17 protein-coding genes are annotated in these 17,917 nt (G+C 30.7%); 9 read left to right on the top strand and 8 right to left on the bottom strand.

Annotation, left to right across the window (positions count from 1 at the left end; genetic code table 11):
* Positions 1–3 precede the first annotated feature (3 nt).
* Complete coding sequence (locus ABXT63_RS04060; protein ID WP_415321942.1) at positions 4–1,017, top strand: ribonucleotide-diphosphate reductase subunit beta; 1,014 nt, start codon at positions 4–6, stop codon at positions 1,015–1,017.
* A 100-nt stretch (positions 1,018–1,117) separates the two neighbouring features.
* Here ABXT63_RS04060 and ABXT63_RS04055 read toward each other — a convergent pair whose 3' ends face one another.
* Genes ABXT63_RS04055 through ABXT63_RS04040 form a run of 4 tightly spaced genes read right to left on the bottom strand, consistent with a single transcriptional unit; the run spans position 1,118 to position 5,380 of the window.
* A complete protein-coding gene (locus ABXT63_RS04055; protein ID WP_415320274.1) occupies positions 1,118–2,242 on the bottom strand; it encodes a bifunctional 2-methylcitrate synthase/citrate synthase in 1,125 nt (374 codons plus the stop codon).
* The gene (gene prpB, locus ABXT63_RS04050; RefSeq protein WP_415320272.1) at positions 2,242–3,138 is read right to left on the bottom strand and encodes a methylisocitrate lyase; all 897 of its coding nucleotides are present in this window, start codon (positions 3,136–3,138) and stop codon (positions 2,242–2,244) included. Before prpB ends, ABXT63_RS04055 begins: the two co-directional genes overlap by 1 nt.
* Positions 3,138–4,640, bottom strand: coding sequence for an MmgE/PrpD family protein (locus ABXT63_RS04045; protein ID WP_415320270.1), 1,503 nt, complete (start codon positions 4,638–4,640; stop codon positions 3,138–3,140). Before ABXT63_RS04045 ends, prpB begins: the two co-directional genes overlap by 1 nt.
* A gap of 50 nt (positions 4,641–4,690) precedes the next feature.
* Positions 4,691–5,380 (bottom strand): HAD-IA family hydrolase, encoded by a 690-nt coding sequence (locus ABXT63_RS04040; protein WP_415320268.1) that lies wholly within the window; start codon positions 5,378–5,380, stop codon positions 4,691–4,693.
* Positions 5,381–5,450: 70 nt separating this feature from the next.
* Between ABXT63_RS04040 and ABXT63_RS04035 the strand changes: the two genes are divergently transcribed.
* The 8 genes from ABXT63_RS04035 to rpsD are packed head-to-tail and all read left to right on the top strand — an operon-like array spanning position 5,451 to position 14,464.
* Positions 5,451–6,074, top strand: a complete 624-nt coding sequence (locus ABXT63_RS04035) for a DapH/DapD/GlmU-related protein (RefSeq protein WP_415320266.1) — start codon at positions 5,451–5,453, stop codon at positions 6,072–6,074.
* Between the two features lies 1 nt (position 6,075).
* Positions 6,076–7,896, top strand: coding sequence for a glutamine--fructose-6-phosphate transaminase (isomerizing) (gene glmS, locus ABXT63_RS04030; RefSeq protein ID WP_415320264.1), 1,821 nt, complete (start codon positions 6,076–6,078; stop codon positions 7,894–7,896).
* A gap of 35 nt (positions 7,897–7,931) precedes the next feature.
* On the top strand, positions 7,932–9,311 hold the full coding sequence (locus ABXT63_RS04025; protein WP_415320262.1) for a class II 3-deoxy-7-phosphoheptulonate synthase: 1,380 nt from the start codon (positions 7,932–7,934) through the stop codon (positions 9,309–9,311).
* A 39-nt stretch (positions 9,312–9,350) separates the two neighbouring features.
* Complete coding sequence (gene nadE, locus ABXT63_RS04020; protein ID WP_415320260.1) at positions 9,351–10,088, top strand: NAD(+) synthase; 738 nt, start codon at positions 9,351–9,353, stop codon at positions 10,086–10,088.
* A 45-nt stretch (positions 10,089–10,133) separates the two neighbouring features.
* On the top strand, positions 10,134–11,495 hold the full coding sequence (cysS, locus tag ABXT63_RS04015; RefSeq protein ID WP_415320258.1) for a cysteine--tRNA ligase: 1,362 nt from the start codon (positions 10,134–10,136) through the stop codon (positions 11,493–11,495).
* Positions 11,492–13,093 (top strand): citramalate synthase, encoded by a 1,602-nt coding sequence (cimA, locus tag ABXT63_RS04010; RefSeq protein WP_415320256.1) that lies wholly within the window; start codon positions 11,492–11,494, stop codon positions 13,091–13,093. Before cysS ends, cimA begins: the two co-directional genes overlap by 4 nt.
* A complete protein-coding gene (locus ABXT63_RS04005; protein WP_415320254.1) occupies positions 13,093–13,806 on the top strand; it encodes an RNA methyltransferase in 714 nt (237 codons plus the stop codon). The genes cimA and ABXT63_RS04005 overlap by 1 nt, the downstream gene beginning before the upstream one ends.
* Before the next feature lie 40 nt (positions 13,807–13,846).
* Positions 13,847–14,464, top strand: coding sequence for a 30S ribosomal protein S4 (gene rpsD / locus ABXT63_RS04000; protein ID WP_415320252.1), 618 nt, complete (start codon positions 13,847–13,849; stop codon positions 14,462–14,464).
* Positions 14,465–14,471: 7 nt separating this feature from the next.
* Here the strand turns inward: rpsD and grxD are convergent, their stop codons facing one another.
* The 4 genes from grxD to purQ are packed head-to-tail and all read right to left on the bottom strand — an operon-like array spanning position 14,472 to position 17,911.
* Positions 14,472–14,804: a Grx4 family monothiol glutaredoxin gene (grxD, locus tag ABXT63_RS03995; RefSeq protein WP_415320250.1), complete on the bottom strand. Its 333-nt coding sequence runs from the start codon at positions 14,802–14,804 to the stop codon at positions 14,472–14,474.
* Positions 14,804–15,034: a BolA/IbaG family iron-sulfur metabolism protein gene (locus ABXT63_RS03990; RefSeq protein ID WP_415320249.1), complete on the bottom strand. Its 231-nt coding sequence runs from the start codon at positions 15,032–15,034 to the stop codon at positions 14,804–14,806. Before ABXT63_RS03990 ends, grxD begins: the two co-directional genes overlap by 1 nt.
* 1 nt (position 15,035) lies before the next feature.
* The gene (purL, locus tag ABXT63_RS03985; RefSeq protein ID WP_415320247.1) at positions 15,036–17,228 is read right to left on the bottom strand and encodes a phosphoribosylformylglycinamidine synthase subunit PurL; all 2,193 of its coding nucleotides are present in this window, start codon (positions 17,226–17,228) and stop codon (positions 15,036–15,038) included.
* The gene (gene purQ, locus ABXT63_RS03980) at positions 17,228–17,911 is read right to left on the bottom strand and encodes a phosphoribosylformylglycinamidine synthase I (RefSeq protein WP_415320245.1); all 684 of its coding nucleotides are present in this window, start codon (positions 17,909–17,911) and stop codon (positions 17,228–17,230) included. Before purQ ends, purL begins: the two co-directional genes overlap by 1 nt.
* Positions 17,912–17,917: the final 6 nt, after the last annotated feature.

The following is a 17,917-nucleotide window of genomic DNA, read 5'->3' as shown; positions in this document are numbered from 1 at the left end:
AAAATGAATACTAAAATTATTCAACCACCAAAAGAAGAAATAGCTCAACCGCAAAAAATGGGATTACTAGTTGAAAACCCGGTTTATAAACCTTTTAGATATCCATGGTGTTATGATGCTTGGTTAACACAACAAAGAATTCACTGGCTACCAGAGGAAGTGCCACTTGGTGATGATGTTAGAGATTGGCAGAAAAATTTAACTCAGTCTGAAAAGAATTTATTAACGCAAATCTTTAGATTTTTTACTCAAGCTGATGTTGAGGTGCAAAATTGTTATTTAAGACATTATACGACTGTATTCAAACCTACAGAAGTTTTAATGATGATGACTGCTTTTGCTTCAATGGAAACAGTTCACATAGCAGCTTACTCTCATTTACTTGATACGATTGGAATGCCTGAGTCAGAATACTCTGCGTTCATGAAATATAAAGAGATGAAAGATAAATACGACTACATGCAAAATTTTGACATGAGTTCAAAAAAAGATATTGCGTTAACCGTAGCTGTGTTTAGTGCATTCACTGAAGGCTTACAATTGTTTGCAAGTTTTGCAATCTTACTTAACTTCCCAAGACACAATAAAATGAAAGGGATGGGCCAAATTGTTACTTGGTCAGTAAGAGATGAAACGTTGCACTGTAATTCTATGATTAGATTGTTTAAAGAGTTCATTCATGAGAACCCAGAAATCTGGACTCCTGAATTAAAAGCAGAACTTTATAAAGCATGTAGAACGATTATAGAGCACGAAGATGCTTTCATTGATTTAGCTTTTGAAATGGGTCCTATGGAAGGTCTTACAGCGCAAGATGTGAAACTTTACATAAGATTTATTGCTAATAGAAGATTATCTCAACTTGGATTAGATCCAATTTACGATGTGGACAAAAACCCACTTACATGGCTAGATTCTATGTTGAATGCGGTTGAACATATGAACTTCTTCGAAGGTCGTTCTACTGAATATTCCAAAGCATCTACGCAAGGAACTTGGACAGAAGCTTTTAGTTAAGTCAGATTTTACTAAATTAAAATTTAAAGGGATGGTATTTACTGTCCCCTTTTTTTATCTGTATGAAAAATTAAATAGTCTTGAGATAAGTTTTTTAAAACTATCTTTGATTTAATTGAATAACTTTTCTGTGTTTACTACCTTTATAACTTGCAAGGGGCCTAATTAATTTATTAGCAGCATGTTGCTCCATAATATGAGCTGACCAACCTGTAATTCTTGAAATTACAAATATAGGGGTAAAGAAATCAGTATCAAATCCCATTAAATGGTAAGTAGGTCCTGTTGGGTAATCAACATTAGGATAAATATTTTTTTCTTTAATCATTACTTTTTCAACAATGTCGTAAATTTTTTCAAATGTTTTATCTTTTTTAATGATTGCCACTCTTTTAAAATATTCTCTCATTGTTGGAACCCTTGAGTCTCCACTTTTGTAAACTCTATGACCAAATCCCATCACCACATCTTTATTTTTAAGGGCTTTAGTAATCCATTTTAAGGCATTCTCAGGTTTTTTGATTTTCTTCATCATGTGCATTACTTCTTCATTAGCACCACCATGAAGAGGACCTTTTAAACTAGCGATCGCACCTGTTATTGCTCCATGAATATCCGATAAACTACTGGTAATAGTTCTTGCTGTAAAAGTTGATACGTTAAAACTATGCTCAGCGTATAAAATTAGTGATACATCAAAAGCTTTAACAATTTCTTTGTTTGGAACTTTTCCAAAGCACATATGGAAAAAGTTTTCTGAAAAATTGAACTTTTTCTTTGGTGCTATAATTTTTTTCCCTTTTCGAAGTCTATAAAAAGCAGCTAATGCAGTTGGAGTTTTTGCAAAAATTCTAATTGCTTTCCTTAAATTTGCTTTAGGGGAGTTGTCTTTAGTTTCTTTATCTTCAAGACCCATAACACTGACGGCAGTTCTTGCAACGTCCATCGGGTGAGAGTTTTTAGGAATCTTTTTTAAAATATCTATTAAATTTTTTGATAAAGTTATTTCTTTAGATAATTCTTTCTTAAATTCTTTTAGCTGGTTTTTATTTGGTAATTCTTTATTTAAAATTAAATATGCAACTTCTTCAAAGTCACATCTTGCACATAAATCTTGAGCTGCATAACCCCTATAAGTTAAAGAGTTAATTTCAGGCATAACTTTTGAAATTTCAGTCTCATCAACAATTATTCCTAGTAAACCTTTTTTAATATCATCACTCATTATTCATGTCCTTCCGTACTAAAGTTATAAATTTTTTCATCTAACGAGTTGTACTTTTCATACTCAACTAACTCGTAAAGTCTTTTTCTAGTTTGCATTTTATCAATAATATTATTCTGATGTCCATTCACAAAAATGTCTCTAAGGCCATCTTCTACATTTTTCATGGCTAATCTTTGTGTGGTTACTGGATAAATAACAATATTGTATCCAAAATTTTCTAATTCTTTGTAATTGAATAACTTAGATTTTCCAAACTCAGTCATATTAGCGAGCAAGTAACATGACAGTTCTTTTCTAACTTTTTCAAAATCTTTCTCGTCATGTAAAGCTTCTGGAAAAATAATTTCTGCTCCAGCATCAATATATGCCTTACATCTATCAATCATCTTATCTATTCCCTCAACTCCCTTAGCATCAGATCTTGCTATAATCTTAAAATTTTCATCTTGTTTAGCTGCAACACATTCTTTAATTTTTTTAACCATTGCTTCAGCTGAAATTAATTCTTTATTATCTAAGTGCCCACATCTTTTTCGTTCTACTTGATCTTCTAAGTGAACAGCTGACACGCCAAACTCTTCAAAAGTTTTAATAGTTTCTTCACAAGATTTAAAACCAGTGTCGATATCAACAATCGTTGGTAAACTTGTAACTCTAGATATTAAATAAGACCTAGTACTAACATCTTGTAGTGTAGTTAAACCTATATCTGGAAAACCTAAATCATTAGCCATAACTCCACCTGATACATAAACTGCATCATAACCAATTTCTTCAATTAGTTTTGCTGTTAGTGGGTTATAAGCACCTGGAACTCTTAAAATTTTATTTGATTTTAATTTACTGACAAAGTCAGCTCTTTTTTGACTAGGTTCTTTTTCTACAAAATGCATTAAAAAATTCCTTGTTTGGTATTTTTCTTTATCTGACTTTTTTTAACCTGGATATTTAATTTATTTAACTCTCCAGTTTTTAAGTTTTTAAGATTTTGAACAACTTTTAAGAAACGGGAACTTTCTTTTTTATCTAAGATACCGTCTGTTAACGTTAAGAACTTATTTATATAATTTTGTCTTTTAAACGGACGTGCTCCATAAGGGTGAGCATCAGCTCTATCTAATTGTTCTGTAATTTTTTTACCATTATTTAAGGTAACCACAACCTTTGCACCAAATGATTTATTCTTTGGATTAGGATCATGATATTTTTTAGTCCATTTTTTATCTTCAAAGGTGGTAATTGATTTCCAAATTTTTATAGTGCTTTTTCTATTAGCTCTTTGTTTGGTATATGATTTAACATGGTGCCAATCAGCATCTTCAAGTGCCACTGCAAAAATATACATGATAGAATGATCTAGTGTTTCTCTACTTGCATTAGGATCCATTTTTTGAGGATCGTTTGCACCAGTACCAATTACGTAATGAGTGTGATGACTTGTGTGAATATCAATTTTTTTGATTTGATTTAAATTAGGAATTTTTTTATTAAGTTTTTTTGCAATATCTATCAGTGCTTGAGACTGGTATTCGGCTGAATATTCTTTTGTATAGGTCTCTAGTATCGCTTTCTTAGATTCTTTTTTCTTAGGTAGAGGCACATTATATAAAGCTTTCTTGCCATCTAAAATTCTTGCTATAACACTGTCTTCTCCTTCATAAATTGGACTTGGAGCGCCTTCACCACGCATTGCTCTATCAATTGCTTCGATTGCAAGTTTACCAGCATGAGCAGGGGCGTAAGCTTTCCAGCTAGAGATTTCACCTTTTCTAGATTGTCTCGTTGAAACTGTTGTATGTAATGCTTGTTGAACTGCTTGATAAACTATTTCGGTATTTAATTTTAACATTGTTCCTAAACCTGCTGCAACACTTGGTCCTAAGTGTGCAATGTGATCAATCTTATGTTTATGCAAACAAATTCCTTTAACCAAATTAACCTGAACTTCATAACCTGTGATAATTCCTCTTAATAAATCTAGTCCACTTTTTTTAGTTTGTTGAGCTACACTTAAAATTGGTGGAATGTTATCTCCTGGGTGACTGTAATCTTCTGCTAAAAAAGTATCATGGAAATCAAGCTCTCTGACAGCTGTCCCATTTGACCAAGCAGCCCACTCACAATCAAATTTCAATTTTGAATCAATACCAAATAAATTTGCACCATTTTTTCTAGGGTGTTTTAGAGCCATTTCTCTTGAAGAGATAACAGCTTTTCTATTTAAAGAAGCAATAGCAACTGAAGCATTATCAATTATTCTATTAATAACCATTTCAATTGCAGCTTTATCTAATTTTGCATTATCAGAAGCTATTTCAGCAATTTTCCATGCTAATTGATTTTTTTTAGGTAAATGAATTTTTGATGGGTAAACTTTAACTTTATGTGAAATCATTAGGCCTCCTTAATTATGCAGCCCTATTAATAGTAAGAAAAAAAATTAAATCAATCTTTTAAGTAAGTTGAAACTATCTTTTCAACACCAATAAAGTCTTTTATCAAATGATTATGGTAAATTTCATTGGAATTTTTTTCTGTATAACCATTTTCTAATAAAATAACAGGAACAGAGGCAGCCTTTGCAGCATTTGCATCAGTTTCACTATCACCAAACATTAGAGATCTTTTTACATCACCACCAATTATTTCAATTATACTTGTTATGTGTCTTGGATCAGGTTTGCAATAATCAAAAGTATCTGATCCAGCAACATATTCAAAATAATCATAAATTCCAATTTTTTTTAAAAGGTCAATTGCTAAGTGCTCTTGCTTGTTTGTGCAAACTGCCATTGAAATCTCTTTTTCTTTGCACCATTTTAAAAATTCTTTAACTCCATTAATAAGAGTACTTTGTTTGATAATATTCTTTCCATAATATTCAACAAAATCTTTAGACATTTTATCTTTAATTTTTTGATCTGAGACGCTATGATATTCTTTTTTAGCCTGTCCCCATATAGACCTACCAATCATCGCTCCAGCTCCTTGCCCAACTAGATTTCTAATATCTGCCGTAGACTTAGTTGGATAACCATATTTTTTCATTACATGATTATGAGCATTCATTAAATCAGGTGCGGTATCGACCAATGTTCCATCTAGGTCAAATAAAATTGAGTATTTTTGAGTCATTAATAAAGTATTTTTAAGAAATAAATTGTGAATTAAGTTATCTATATACTTAATATAAAAATATTTCCAGATGAAACAAATAAATTCTAACCTTGAACAAGAAAAACTTCGTAAATTTTTTATCAAGTCTGGTATAAAGATGATTGGTCCTGAAACTATTTTTTTTTCAAAAGATACAAAGATTGGAAAAAATGTTACTATTAATCCGTATGTTGTCATTGGGAAAAAAGTTAAAATTGGCAATAATGTAACTATTAATTCATTTTCGCATTTAGAAGATTGTAAAATAAAAGATAAAGTTGAAGTTGGACCTTATGCAAGATTAAGACCAGGTACCACTCTTGAAGAAGGATCAAAAATTGGAAATTTTGTAGAAGTTAAGAAAAGTACAGTTGGAAAAAAATCAAAAATTAATCATTTATCATACATTGGTGATAGTGAAATAGGCAAAGGTGTAAATGTAGGAGCTGGTACAATTACCTGTAATTATGATGGTGTTAAAAAAAGTAAAACAAAAATTAAAGACAATGTATTTATAGGTTCTAATTCTTCATTAGTTGCTCCAGTTATAATTGAAGAAAATAGCATTGTTGGAGCTGGCTCTGTAATCACAAAAAATGTTAAAAAAAATTCGTTGGCTTTAACCAGAGCCCTACAAATTGAAATAAAAAATTACAAAAGAAGACAAAAATAATATGTGTGGAATTATAGGGATAGCCAGTAATAAACCAGTATCATCTGCAATCATTAATTCACTTAGAAAACTAGAGTATAGAGGTTATGACTCCGCAGGTATTGCAACTCTATCAAATGGAATATTAAATGAAGTTAAATCTGAAGGTAGGGTTGATATTTTAGAAAAAAATCCTGTGGTTAAAAATATGTCAGGTCCAATTGGAATTGGACATGTTAGATGGGCAACGCATGGAATTCCAAATACTATTAATGCACATCCCCATTCATCAGAAAGTGTATCTGTAGTGCATAATGGTATTATTGAAAATTCTACAATTTTAAAAAAATATTTAATCAACAAAGGCCATGTATTTAAATCTCAGACAGATACAGAGGTAATTGTTCATTTAATAACAGAATATTTAAAAGAACTTAATTTAAAAGATGCAATTATCAAAACTCTAAAACAGCTTCATGGAAGTTTTGCTTTAGGAATAATTTTTAAAGATCAGCTTGATCTCATAGTGGGTGCAAGAAGAGGGTCTCCACTTGCAGTTGGTTATGGTCCTAACGAAAATTATTTAGGATCAGACTCTTATGCTTTAAAATCTATGACTAATAAAATTTCGTATTTAAATGATGGAGAATTTTGCATCATTAAAAAAGACCAAGTTGAGTTTTTTGATGAAGAAGGCTTAAAAGTTAATAAAAAAGTTTTAGAATTATCTTCAAAAGAGCAGAATTATGACAAAGGTGATTTTAAACACTTTATGGCTAAAGAAATCGAGGAACAGCCAACAACATTAAAGAACTGTATAAATGAGTATGTCGATAAGATTAACAACGACATCAATATTTATAATTTTCCATGGGATATAAAGGAAATTTCTTCAGTTACTTTAATTGGCTGTGGAACAGCTTATCATTCTTGTTTAATGGCAAAATATTGGTTTGAAGAAAATACTACACTTGATGTAACAATTGATGTTGCTTCAGAATTTAGATATCGAAAAAATAGATTTAAAAATGAAAACTTATATATTTTTGTTTCTCAATCTGGTGAAACAGCAGACACTTATGCTGCCCTAGATTTATGTAATAAAAATAATATGAAAACTTGTAGTGTAGTTAATGTTTTAGAAAGTTCGATTGCCAGAGATTCTAAATTTGTCTTACCTATTCACTGTGGACCAGAAATTGGTGTAGCTTCTACAAAAGCTTTTATGGGCCAAATGCTTGTTTTATATATTTTTATATTAAAGTTAGGAAATTTGAGAAAAGATTTAAACAAAGAGCTGTATTTAGATAAGATTAAAGATCTGAGGATATTACCCAAATTAGTTGAGCAAACTTTATTAACAGAAAATAAAATTCAAGCAGTTTCAAGCTCTTTTACTGATGCAAAAGGATCTATGTTCTTAGGTAGAGGATTTTCATTTCCAATAGCGTTAGAGGGAGCTCTTAAGTTAAAAGAATTAGCCTATGTTCATGCAGAAGGGTATCCAGCAGGTGAAATGAAACATGGTCCATTAGCATTAATAGAAGATGGAATGCCAGTCGTAGTTTTAGCACCAAGAGATAATTACTATCAAAAAACAATTTCAAATATGCAAGAAGTTATAGCAAGAGGAGCAAAAGTTTTATTAATAACTAATAAAAGTAAAGATGAAGTAATTTCAGAAAATATTTGGGAAACTATTGAAGTTGAAAATACTAATGATGATTTGCTTCCTTTTTTACTAACAATTCCCTTACAAAAACTAGCTTATTATTCAGCCCTTAAAAAAGGTTACGATATAGATAAACCAAGAAATCTAGCAAAATCTGTTACAGTTGAATAATTATTAAACTCTGCTAGAACACTCCAGGGTTGAATATGAAAAATTGGAAAATAAATAGCTGGAGAAATTATCCTGTAAAACACATTCCGGAATATCCAGATCAAAAAGATTTAGATAGTGTTTTAGATAAAATTAAAAATTTTCCACCATTAGTTTTTGCAGGTGAGACAAGACATTTAAAAGAACAATTAGCTGACGTTGTTGATGGAAAAGCTTTTCTGTTGCAAGGTGGAGATTGTGCAGAAAGTTTTGCAGAATTTCATCCTGATAATATTAGAGATACATTCAAACTAATACTTCAAATGTCACTTGTGCTCACTTACTCTGCCTCCCTACCAATTATTAAACTTGGAAGAATTGCTGGGCAATTTTCTAAACCAAGAAGTTCTCCTGTTGAAAATATTGATGGTGTTGAATTGCCCAGTTACCTTGGAGATAATATTAATGGAATGGAATTTAACAAAAAATCAAGAGTACCAGACCCAAAGAGACTTTTTAAAGCTTACTCTCAGTCAGCATCTACACTTAACCTTATAAGAGCTTTCTCTCATGGAGGTTTTGCTGATCTTAAAAAAGTACACACCTGGAACTTAGGCTTTATCAAAAAAACACCTGCAGGTAAAAAATTTAAAGAATTAGAAGACAAAATTGCAGATGCATTAGCTTTTATGGATGCTTGTGGAATTAACTCTGATTTTAATAGAAGATTAAAAACAGTGAATTTTTGGACTTCACATGAAGCTTTACTTCTTCCTTTTGAGCAAGCTATGACAAGAGTAGATTCTACCACAGGTGAGTATCACGATACCTCAGCTCACTTTGTTTGGATAGGAGATAGAACTAGACAATTAGACGGTGGACATGTTGAGTTTTGTAGAGGAATTGAAAACCCAATTGGAATTAAATGTGGACCAACATTAAAACCTGAGGACTTGATAAATCTTTGTAATAAAATTAATCCAAGTAATGAAAAAGGTAAAATAACTCTAATTTCTAGATTTGGTCACGAGAATGTTTCTAAATTTTTACCAAAATTAATTAGAGCAATTAAAAAAGAGGGTTTAAACGTAATATGGTCATGTGACCCATGTCATGGAAATACAATTAAAGCCACAACTGGATTCAAAACAAGACCATTTAATAGTGTTGTTAAAGAAGTAAAAAATGTTTTTGAATGCCACCAAAGTGAGGGAAGTTATGCAGGTGGACTACATATTGAAATGACCGGTCAAGATGTCACAGAATGCACAGGTGGTGCGCAAAAAATATCTGATCAAGACTTATCTAACAGATATCATACTCATTGTGATCCAAGACTTAATGCCAATCAAGCATTGGAATTAGCTTTTTTAATTTCTGATGAGATTAAAAAAAATGCAGCTTATTCAAAAAAAAATATTAAAACTGCATCTTAAAGGATTGTATTAAATACAATTTCGTTTAAATTTTAGATAATGAGACCATTAGAAAAAGCAAAATTTATAAGTAATTGGATAAAAAATTACGTTAAAAAGATGCCAAGTAAGGCTCAATCTTTAATTATTGGAATTTCTGGAGGAATAGACTTTTCCGTATCAAGCACATTGAGTGCAATGACAGGTATTAAAACAATTGTTTTATCGATGCCTATTAAGCAAAAATCATCACAACATGATTTAAGTTTAAAACATCAAGAATGGCTTGTTAAAAATTTTGATAACGTTGAGGCTCACACTCTAAATTTAGATAAATTATTTCAAACATTCGAAAGTACTTTATCTAAATTTGACAGTGAACTTGGGATGGCAAATTCTAGAGCAAGAATTAGAATGACAACTCTATATCAAGTAGCTGCTACAAAAAAAGGTATTGTAGTCGGCACAGGAAATAAAGTTGAAGATTTTGGAGTAGGGTTTTACACAAAATATGGGGATGGTGGAGTAGACATTTCACCTATAGCAGATTGTAATAAATCAGAAGTATGGGAAATAGGTAAATCTATTAATATATTACAAGAAATAATTGAAGCAGCTCCTACAGATGGATTATGGGATGATGCTAGAACTGACGAAGGTCAACTAGGTCTTAAATATACAGAATTAGAAGAAGCAATGAATAATATAAATTCAATAAATCGTGAAAAATATGAAAAAATAAGAAAGATGAACCTGCATAAAATGGAACCAATCCCAGTTTGCAAGATTCCCAACTAATCTAATAAATTCACAAATCTATAATTAAAGTATAATTCTAAAGTAATGAATAAAGATATTTTTTTAACAAACAATCTAAGTAACAAAAAAGAAAAATTTGTTCCATTAGATAAAGAAAACATTGGTATGTATGTTTGTGGTCCGACTGTTTATGATAACCCACATATAGGTAACGCAAGACCCCTTGTTATTTTTGATATCTTGTACAAAGTTTTAAAATCAAAATATGGGCAAGATAAAATAAATTATATAAGAAATATTACTGATGTTGATGATAAAATAGTTAAATCAGCAAAAGAAAAAAATGTTTCAATATCTGAATTAACTAATAATGTTATTAAAGATTTTAACGATGATTGTAATTATTTAAATTTAGATAACCCAACACAACAACCAAAAGCTACAGATCACATTGATCTTATGATCGAAATGATATCATCTTTAATAGAAAAAGATTTTGCCTATGAGGCAAACAATCATGTTTATTTTGAAGTAAGTAAATTTGTAGATTATGGAAAGTTATCAAATAAGAAGTTAGAAGATTTAATTGCAGGATCTAGAGTTGAAGTTTCAGAGAATAAAAAAAAATCAGAAGACTTTGTTTTATGGAAGCCCTCTGAAGATGATGAGCCTTCTTGGAATTCGCCCTGGGGCAAAGGAAGACCTGGTTGGCATTTGGAATGTTCTGCAATGTCTAAGAAATATTTAGGAGAGATATTTGATATTCATGGCGGAGGAATTGATTTAATTTTTCCTCATCACGAAAATGAAATTGCACAATCAAGATGTGTTAACGATACTAAAGTTTTTGCAAATTACTGGATCCATAACGCATTTATTACTATGTCTAATGAAAAAATGGCCAAATCAACAGGCAACACACTTAAGATTAAAGATTTTAAAGATAACGTTGATGGACAAGTTTTAAAACTTGCTCTTATGAGTGCTCACTACAAACAACCATTAGACTGGAACGAAAAGCTCTTAGAAGATTGTAAAAATACTATTGATAAATGGTATGAAGTTTATTTACCTTCAAATGACAAAACAGTTCTAGATGAAGATATTTTATCTCCATTATACGATGATTTGAATACACCTGGCTATATTGCAAATCTTCACCAGCTTTATGACAAGGCTTTAAAGGGAGGTAACGAAGAGAAAAGTTTATTTGTATTAGCTTGTAATTTCATTGGTATTTTAAACAAAACAAAAGAAGAGTGGATTGAGTTTAAAAAGAAAAAATCATCTATTAATGAAGGTGATATTTTAGAAATGATTGCTCTTCGAAATAAAGCAAGAGAAGACAAGAATTATAAAGAAGCAGATATCATTAGAGATAAGCTTTTAGATAAAGGGGTTTTAATAGAAGACAAAGATGGTAAAACAATTTGGAAACTAAAATGAGCAAAGAACAACTTTTTATATTTGATACAACACTAAGAGATGGTGCACAAACACAAGGTGTTGATTTTTCTGTAGATGATAAATTGAAGATTGCCTTAGCTTTAGATAATTTAGGTGTTGATTATATTGAAGGTGGATGGCCAGGAGCAAATCCTACAGATACTGAATTTTTTCAAAAAAAACACTCATTTAATAATGCTAAACTAACATCTTTTGGCATGACCAAAAGAACTGGTCGTAGTGCAGATAATGATACTGGGCTTTCAGCACTTTTAAATTCAAACACACCAGCAGTTTGTATTGTTGGTAAATCTTGGGATTTTCATGTTGATATAGCTCTTGGTATTTCTAATGAAGAAAACTTAGAAAACATCAAAGAGACAGCTAAACACTTTGTTAAAGAGAATAAAGAGTTCATGTTTGATGCAGAACATTTCTTTGATGGTTACAAAGCTAATCCAAATTATGCTTTATTATGTCTTAAAGCAGCATTTGATGAAGGAGCAAGGTGGATTGTTTTATGTGATACTAATGGTGGAACCTTGCCTCATGAAGTTACAAAAATAGTAACAGAAGTTTCTAAAACTATACCTGGGAAAAATTTAGGCATACATGCGCATAATGATACGGGTAATGCAGTTGCTAATTCTTTAGCTGCAGTTTGGGCAGGGGTTAGACAGGTGCAAGGAACTATCAATGGTTTGGGTGAAAGATGTGGTAATGCTAATTTAATGTCATTAATTCCAACATTTTTTCTAAAGAAAGATTTTGCAACTAAATTTCAATTAAAAATTAAACCAGACAATATTAAGAAATTAACGGAATGCTCTAGATTACTAGATGAAATTTTAAATAGAAAACCTAACAAACATCTTCCATACGTTGGTGCTGCTGCATTTTCTCATAAAGGCGGTCTTCACGTATCAGCTGTTCAAAAAGATCCAAAAACTTATGAACATATTGACCCTGAAGAAGTTGGAAATTCTAGAAATATTGTAGTTTCAGATCAATCAGGAAAATCTAATATAATCTCAAGATTAAAAACAATTGGCATTGAAATAGAGGAGAATGATCCTAAAATTAAAAAACTTCTAGAGGAGGTAAAAGATAGAGAATTTATTGGCTATAGCTATGATGGAGCTGATGCATCGTTTGAATTATTAGCTAGAAGAATTATTAGCAAAATACCAAGATATATATTAATTAAAGAATATGATGTTTCTGTTAAAAAAAATTCATCAGGAGTAATTATTTCTTCTGCAAAAGCACAGCTAGAAGTTGATGGTGAAAAAATTATGTGCACTGGCGAAGGAAATGGTCCAGTTAATGCATTAGATAATGCCATTAGACAAAACGTAGATCGATTAAATAAATACTCTAAATATTTAAAAGATTTAAAATTAGTTGATTATAAAGTTAGAATTTTAAATACAGGTACAGAAGCAATCACTAGAGTTTCAATAGAGAGCACCAACTCAAAAGGTAAAAACTGGTTCACGATCGGTGTCTCAGCAAATATAATTGATGCTTCATTTAAAGCGCTGGTTGATAGTTTGGATTATAAATTATTTAAAGATAATGCTCCAGCAAGTCTTTAATGTCTTTTAATAATATCTCATTTATTTTACATCAACCTCAATTATCTGAAAATATTGGAGCTTGTGCTAGAGCTATAAAAAACTTTAACTTTAAAAAACTAGTCATTGTTAATCCAAAACCCATTTTCCCAAATGATAAAATTCTAGCAACCTCAGTTGGTGCAAAAGATCTAATTATAAATGCCAAAGTGCATGAAACCTTAGAATCTGCTGTAAAAAAAGTAGATTATGTTATTGCAACGTCTGCAAGATTTAGAAATAAAAATATTAAACACATTAATCTAGAAGATTTAAAAAAAATTGATTTTAATAAAAAAATAGCTTTTTTATTTGGTTCTGAGGCGTCTGGTTTATCTAACAATGAGATTAGTTATGCTAATTACACCATGCAAATTACAACTAATCCTGATTTTAAATCTTTAAATTTGTCTCATAGTGTCATTATTATTGCTCATACTTTAGCAAACATCATTAGTCTAAAGGGTGCAAAGTATTCTAAATCTAAAAAAGTAACTTTAGCTAGCAAGAAGGATATTCAAGCAATGACTAACTTATGCATTAAAAAATTAGAGGAAAAACAATTTTTTAAGCCTTTAGAGAAGAGACCTATCATGCTTGAAAACTTAAGAAGCATTTTTTCTAAAATGGAGCTTTCTGAGAAGGAAACGCGTATTTTATCAAGTGTATTCGCAAGTTTGTCCAAAAAAGGTTGATTGACAAAATAATGAGTAAGTTTATAAACCCTCTTATCAAATGACAAAAAGAATAAGTGCTAAACATAAAATAGATAGAAGGTTAAAAATTAACCTATGGGGAAGACCTAAAAGTCCTTTTAATAAAAGAGACTATGGTCCTGGCCAGCATGGTCAAGGCAGAAAAGGTAAACCTTCTGATTATGGAATTCAGCTTCAAGCTAAACAAAAATTAAAAGGCTACTACGGTAACATTAACGAAAGACAATTCAGAAATATTTATAAAAAAGCTACTATGCTAAAAGGAGATACTGGAGAAAATTTAATTGGATTACTTGAGAGAAGATTAGATTCAGTTGTATACAGAGCAAGACTTTCAACAACAGTATTTTCAGCAAGACAACTTATTAACCATGGTCATGTAAGAGTTAACGGTAAAAAAGTTAATATTGGAAGTTATGTTGTTAAAGAAGAAGATATAATTGAAATTAGAGATAAATCTAAACAGTTAGCTTTCATTGATATCGCTTTAGCAAACAAAGAAAGAGAAACTCCAGAATATATTCAGCTAGATGAAAAGAATAAAAAAGTTACTTTCGTTAGAATACCTAAGTTTGATGAAGTTCCTTACCCAGTAATAATGGAACCTAATCTAGTAATTGAATATTACTCTAGATAATAAATATTTATTTTTTAAAATTAATTTGTTTATCCTCAAGTACTTTCTTGAGTTCACCGTTTTCATACATTTCTTTAACGATGTCACAACCACCAACAAATTCACCTTTGATATAAACCTGTGGAATAGTAGGCCAGTCACTAAATTCTTTTATTCCTTCTCTTAAAGGTTGAGATTCAAGAACATTAATTCCTTTATAATTGACTTCCAAAATTTTAAGCATATTTGATACAGCCATAGAAAATCCACATTGAGGAGCATCCGGCGTTCCTTTCATAAATAAACATACTTCGTTTAAATCTATATGACCTTGAATTAAATTTTTTGTGCTATCATCCATTATTGTTCCTTTGTTTTAATTGCTAATGCGTGCAGTTCGTTGCCCATTTTTCCTTTTAAAGAATTATATACCATTTTGTGTTGTTCAATTTTGCTTTTGCCAGAAAACTCTTTAGAAGTTACTGTTGCAGAATAATGATTACCATCTCCAGCTAAATCTTGAATTTCAATAACAGCATCAGAAATAGCTTCTTTAATTAGTATTTCAATTTCTTTTAAATCCATTGCCATTTTAATTGTCCATGTAGTTATTTAACCAATTTGTATGTGATTTAATCAAATCGTCAATTGATACTTTTGTCTTATCGTCGATTATTAAACTATCATCATTTATTGATCCAAGTTCATCAAAATGTACTGAATTTTCTTGAAGTATCTTAGTAGCACTTTCTAGATCATCTTTACTAATTTCAATAATGTATCTTCCTTGGTCTTCACCAAATAAGTATTCGAACTGATTAATTAAGTAATTAGGCTTTTTAAGAGTTACACCTTTTTTACCTTTAATACACATTTTAGAAAGAGCTGTAATTATACCCCCTAAAGAAACATCATGAGCTGACTTAATAAATCTTTTATCAATAAGTTTTAATACTGTTTCACCATTATTCTTTTCATTAAAAAGATTAATTTCAGGAGGAGGTCCATTTTTTTCATTTAAAATATCTCTTGCAAATAAGCTTTGATCTAAATGACCTTCAGTTTTACCAATAACTAAAAGTATATTATCAGCTTCTTTTAAACCCATTGTAACCATATCTTCATAATTTTTAATTAAACCAACTCCCCCAATTGCAGGAGTGGGCTTAATACCAATATCTTTAGTTTGATTGTAAAAAGAAACATTTCCTGAGACTACTGGGAATTTTAAATAAGCACTTGCTTCTCCTAAGCCTTGTACACATTCTACGAACTCACCCATATTCTCTTCATTCTCAGGACTACCAAAATTTAAACAATTAGTAATTGCAACTGGTTTTGCTCCTACTGCAATTAAATTTCTCCAACTCTCACAGACAATTTGTTTCCCACCACTTAATGGATGAGCCCAACAATATACGGCGGAAGAATCAACTGATGCGGCAACAGCTTTATTAGTACCATGAACTCTAACAACACCTGCATCTCCACCAGGTTTTTGAATAGTGTCACCCATAACAGTGTGATCATATTGTTGCCAAATCCATTCTTTGCTACATACATTTGGATTGGATAATATTTTGTCTAAAACATTTTTTATTTTTAAAGTTTTAAAAAATTTTTTTTCAATTTTAATCTTTTTTGGTAGTTTTGCTTTTTTCCATTTCCGGTCATACATAGGTGAGTTTTCAACTAATGTATTAACAGGAATATCTGCAACTTTTTCCTCGTCAAAATAAAGTTCAATTTTTTTACTTTTTGTTGTTTTACCAATTACAGCAAAGTCTAAATTCCATTTATCAAATATTTTTTTTGCCATTTCCTCTTTGCCATTTTCTAAAACAATAAGCATTCGTTCTTGGCTTTCTGATAACATAATTTCATAAGGTGTCATGTTGGCTTCTCTACAAGGAACTTTATTTAAATTTATTTCAATTCCTAAATTTCCTTTTGAAGCCATTTCAATACTTGAAGAAGTTAATCCTGCAGCACCCATATCTTGAATAGCGATAATTGAATCTCCTGCCATTAACTCTAAACAAGCTTCTAATAAAAGTTTTTCAGTAAAGGGGTCACCAACTTGAACAGTAGGTTTTTTTTCTTCAATTTTATCATCAAATGAAGCTGATGCCATACTAGCTCCATGAATTCCATCTCTACCAGTTTTTGAGCCAACATAGATTACAGGTTTTCCTAAACCTGCAGCTTTTGAATAGAAAATTTTATCTTTCTTAACAAGACCCAAGGTCATGGCATTAACTAGAATGTTGCCATTATAAGATTCATCAAAACTAGTTTGACCTGCAATTGTTGGAACACCCATGCAATTGCCATATCCACCTATACCGTTAACAACACCACGTAATAAATTTTTAGTCTTTTTATGCTGGGGTGAACCAAAATGAATTGAGTTTAGATTAGCTATTGGTCTTGCACCCATCGTAAAGACATCCCTCATAATTCCACCAACACCAGTTGCTGCTCCTTGGTAGGGTTCGATAAATGAAGGGTGATTATGACTTTCGATTTTAAATACAATTGCATCATCATCACCGATGTCAATAACGCCAGCATTTTCACCAGGTCCTTGAATTACATTTTTTCCTTTAGTAGGTAATTTTTTAAGATGAAATCTTGAGGACTTATAAGAACAATGCTCATTCCACATTGCTGAAAAAATACCTAATTCAGTAATATTGGGAACTCTTTTTAATAAAGCACAGATTTTTTTATATTCATCTTCTTTTAAACCGTGATCGATTGCAAGTTGTTCGTTGACTATCATTACTTTAAATTATTAATTAAGTTTTTAAAAAATATTGAACCATCTTCACCTGATAGAGCAGGGTCTATCATTCTTTCAGGGTGAGGCATCATTCCTAAAACATTTTTTTGTTTATTAAATACACCAGCTATATTTTGTAATGAACCATTTGGATTAGATTGCTCATTAATATTTCCATTTTCATCTGAGTAAAATAAAGCTATTTGGTTATTGTCATTAATTTCTTTAATTTGCTCATTAGAACAAAAGTAATTTCCTTCATTATGAGCAATATGAAACTCATAAACATCTTTTTTATCATCTTTAAAATAAGAATTATCTTTATTGTTAGCTTTAACAAAAACATTTTTGCAAATAAATTCTAAATATTTATTTCTAAGCAACACGCCTGGCAGCAAACCAGATTCAACTAGAATTTGAAAACCATTACAGATCCCCATAACTTTACCACCACCTTGAGCAAAGTTTAAAACAGATTTCATAATTTTTGATTTTGATGCCATACTTCCACATCTAAGATAATCTCCATATGAAAAACCACCTGGTAAAACTACTAGGTCACTTTTTGGAAGTTCAACATCATCATGCCAAACCATTTTATTTTTAAAACCAAATTTTTTTAAAGCAACATCCATATCTCTGTCACAATTAGATCCAGGAAAAGTTATTACAGATGAATGCATTATTTA

Source organism: Candidatus Pelagibacter sp. Uisw_092 (assembly GCF_047729545.1).
GTDB lineage: Bacteria > Pseudomonadota > Alphaproteobacteria > Pelagibacterales > Pelagibacteraceae > Pelagibacter.
The sequence above is the reverse complement of the archived record's forward strand: the minus strand, read 5'-3'. Positions and strand labels throughout refer to the sequence as shown.

What these genes read in the sequence shown, in the direction of transcription:
- purL (WP_415320247.1), bottom strand. Translation starts at nt 17,228, where the DNA reads ATGATAGTCAACGAACAACTTGCAATCGATCACGGTTTAAAAGAAGAT.
- ABXT63_RS04040 (WP_415320268.1), bottom strand. Translation starts at nt 5,380, where the DNA reads ATGACTCAAAAATACTCAATTTTATTTGACCTAGATGGAACATTGGTC.
- nadE (WP_415320260.1), top strand. Translation starts at nt 9,351, where the DNA reads ATGAGACCATTAGAAAAAGCAAAATTTATAAGTAATTGGATAAAAAAT.
- ABXT63_RS04005 (WP_415320254.1), top strand. Translation starts at nt 13,093, where the DNA reads ATGTCTTTTAATAATATCTCATTTATTTTACATCAACCTCAATTATCT.
- rpsD (WP_415320252.1), top strand. Translation starts at nt 13,847, where the DNA reads ATGACAAAAAGAATAAGTGCTAAACATAAAATAGATAGAAGGTTAAAA.
- ABXT63_RS04025 (WP_415320262.1), top strand. Translation starts at nt 7,932, where the DNA reads ATGAAAAATTGGAAAATAAATAGCTGGAGAAATTATCCTGTAAAACAC.
- ABXT63_RS04045 (WP_415320270.1), bottom strand. Translation starts at nt 4,640, where the DNA reads ATGATTTCACATAAAGTTAAAGTTTACCCATCAAAAATTCATTTACCT.
- cimA (WP_415320256.1), top strand. Translation starts at nt 11,492, where the DNA reads ATGAGCAAAGAACAACTTTTTATATTTGATACAACACTAAGAGATGGT.
- ABXT63_RS04035 (WP_415320266.1), top strand. Translation starts at nt 5,451, where the DNA reads ATGAAACAAATAAATTCTAACCTTGAACAAGAAAAACTTCGTAAATTT.
- ABXT63_RS04060 (WP_415321942.1), top strand. Translation starts at nt 4, where the DNA reads ATGAATACTAAAATTATTCAACCACCAAAAGAAGAAATAGCTCAACCG.
- cysS (WP_415320258.1), top strand. Translation starts at nt 10,134, where the DNA reads ATGAATAAAGATATTTTTTTAACAAACAATCTAAGTAACAAAAAAGAA.
- ABXT63_RS03990 (WP_415320249.1), bottom strand. Translation starts at nt 15,034, where the DNA reads ATGGCAATGGATTTAAAAGAAATTGAAATACTAATTAAAGAAGCTATT.
- purQ (WP_415320245.1), bottom strand. Translation starts at nt 17,911, where the DNA reads ATGCATTCATCTGTAATAACTTTTCCTGGATCTAATTGTGACAGAGAT.
- prpB (WP_415320272.1), bottom strand. Translation starts at nt 3,138, where the DNA reads ATGCATTTTGTAGAAAAAGAACCTAGTCAAAAAAGAGCTGACTTTGTC.
- glmS (WP_415320264.1), top strand. Translation starts at nt 6,076, where the DNA reads ATGTGTGGAATTATAGGGATAGCCAGTAATAAACCAGTATCATCTGCA.
- ABXT63_RS04055 (WP_415320274.1), bottom strand. Translation starts at nt 2,242, where the DNA reads ATGAGTGATGATATTAAAAAAGGTTTACTAGGAATAATTGTTGATGAG.
- grxD (WP_415320250.1), bottom strand. Translation starts at nt 14,804, where the DNA reads ATGGATGATAGCACAAAAAATTTAATTCAAGGTCATATAGATTTAAAC.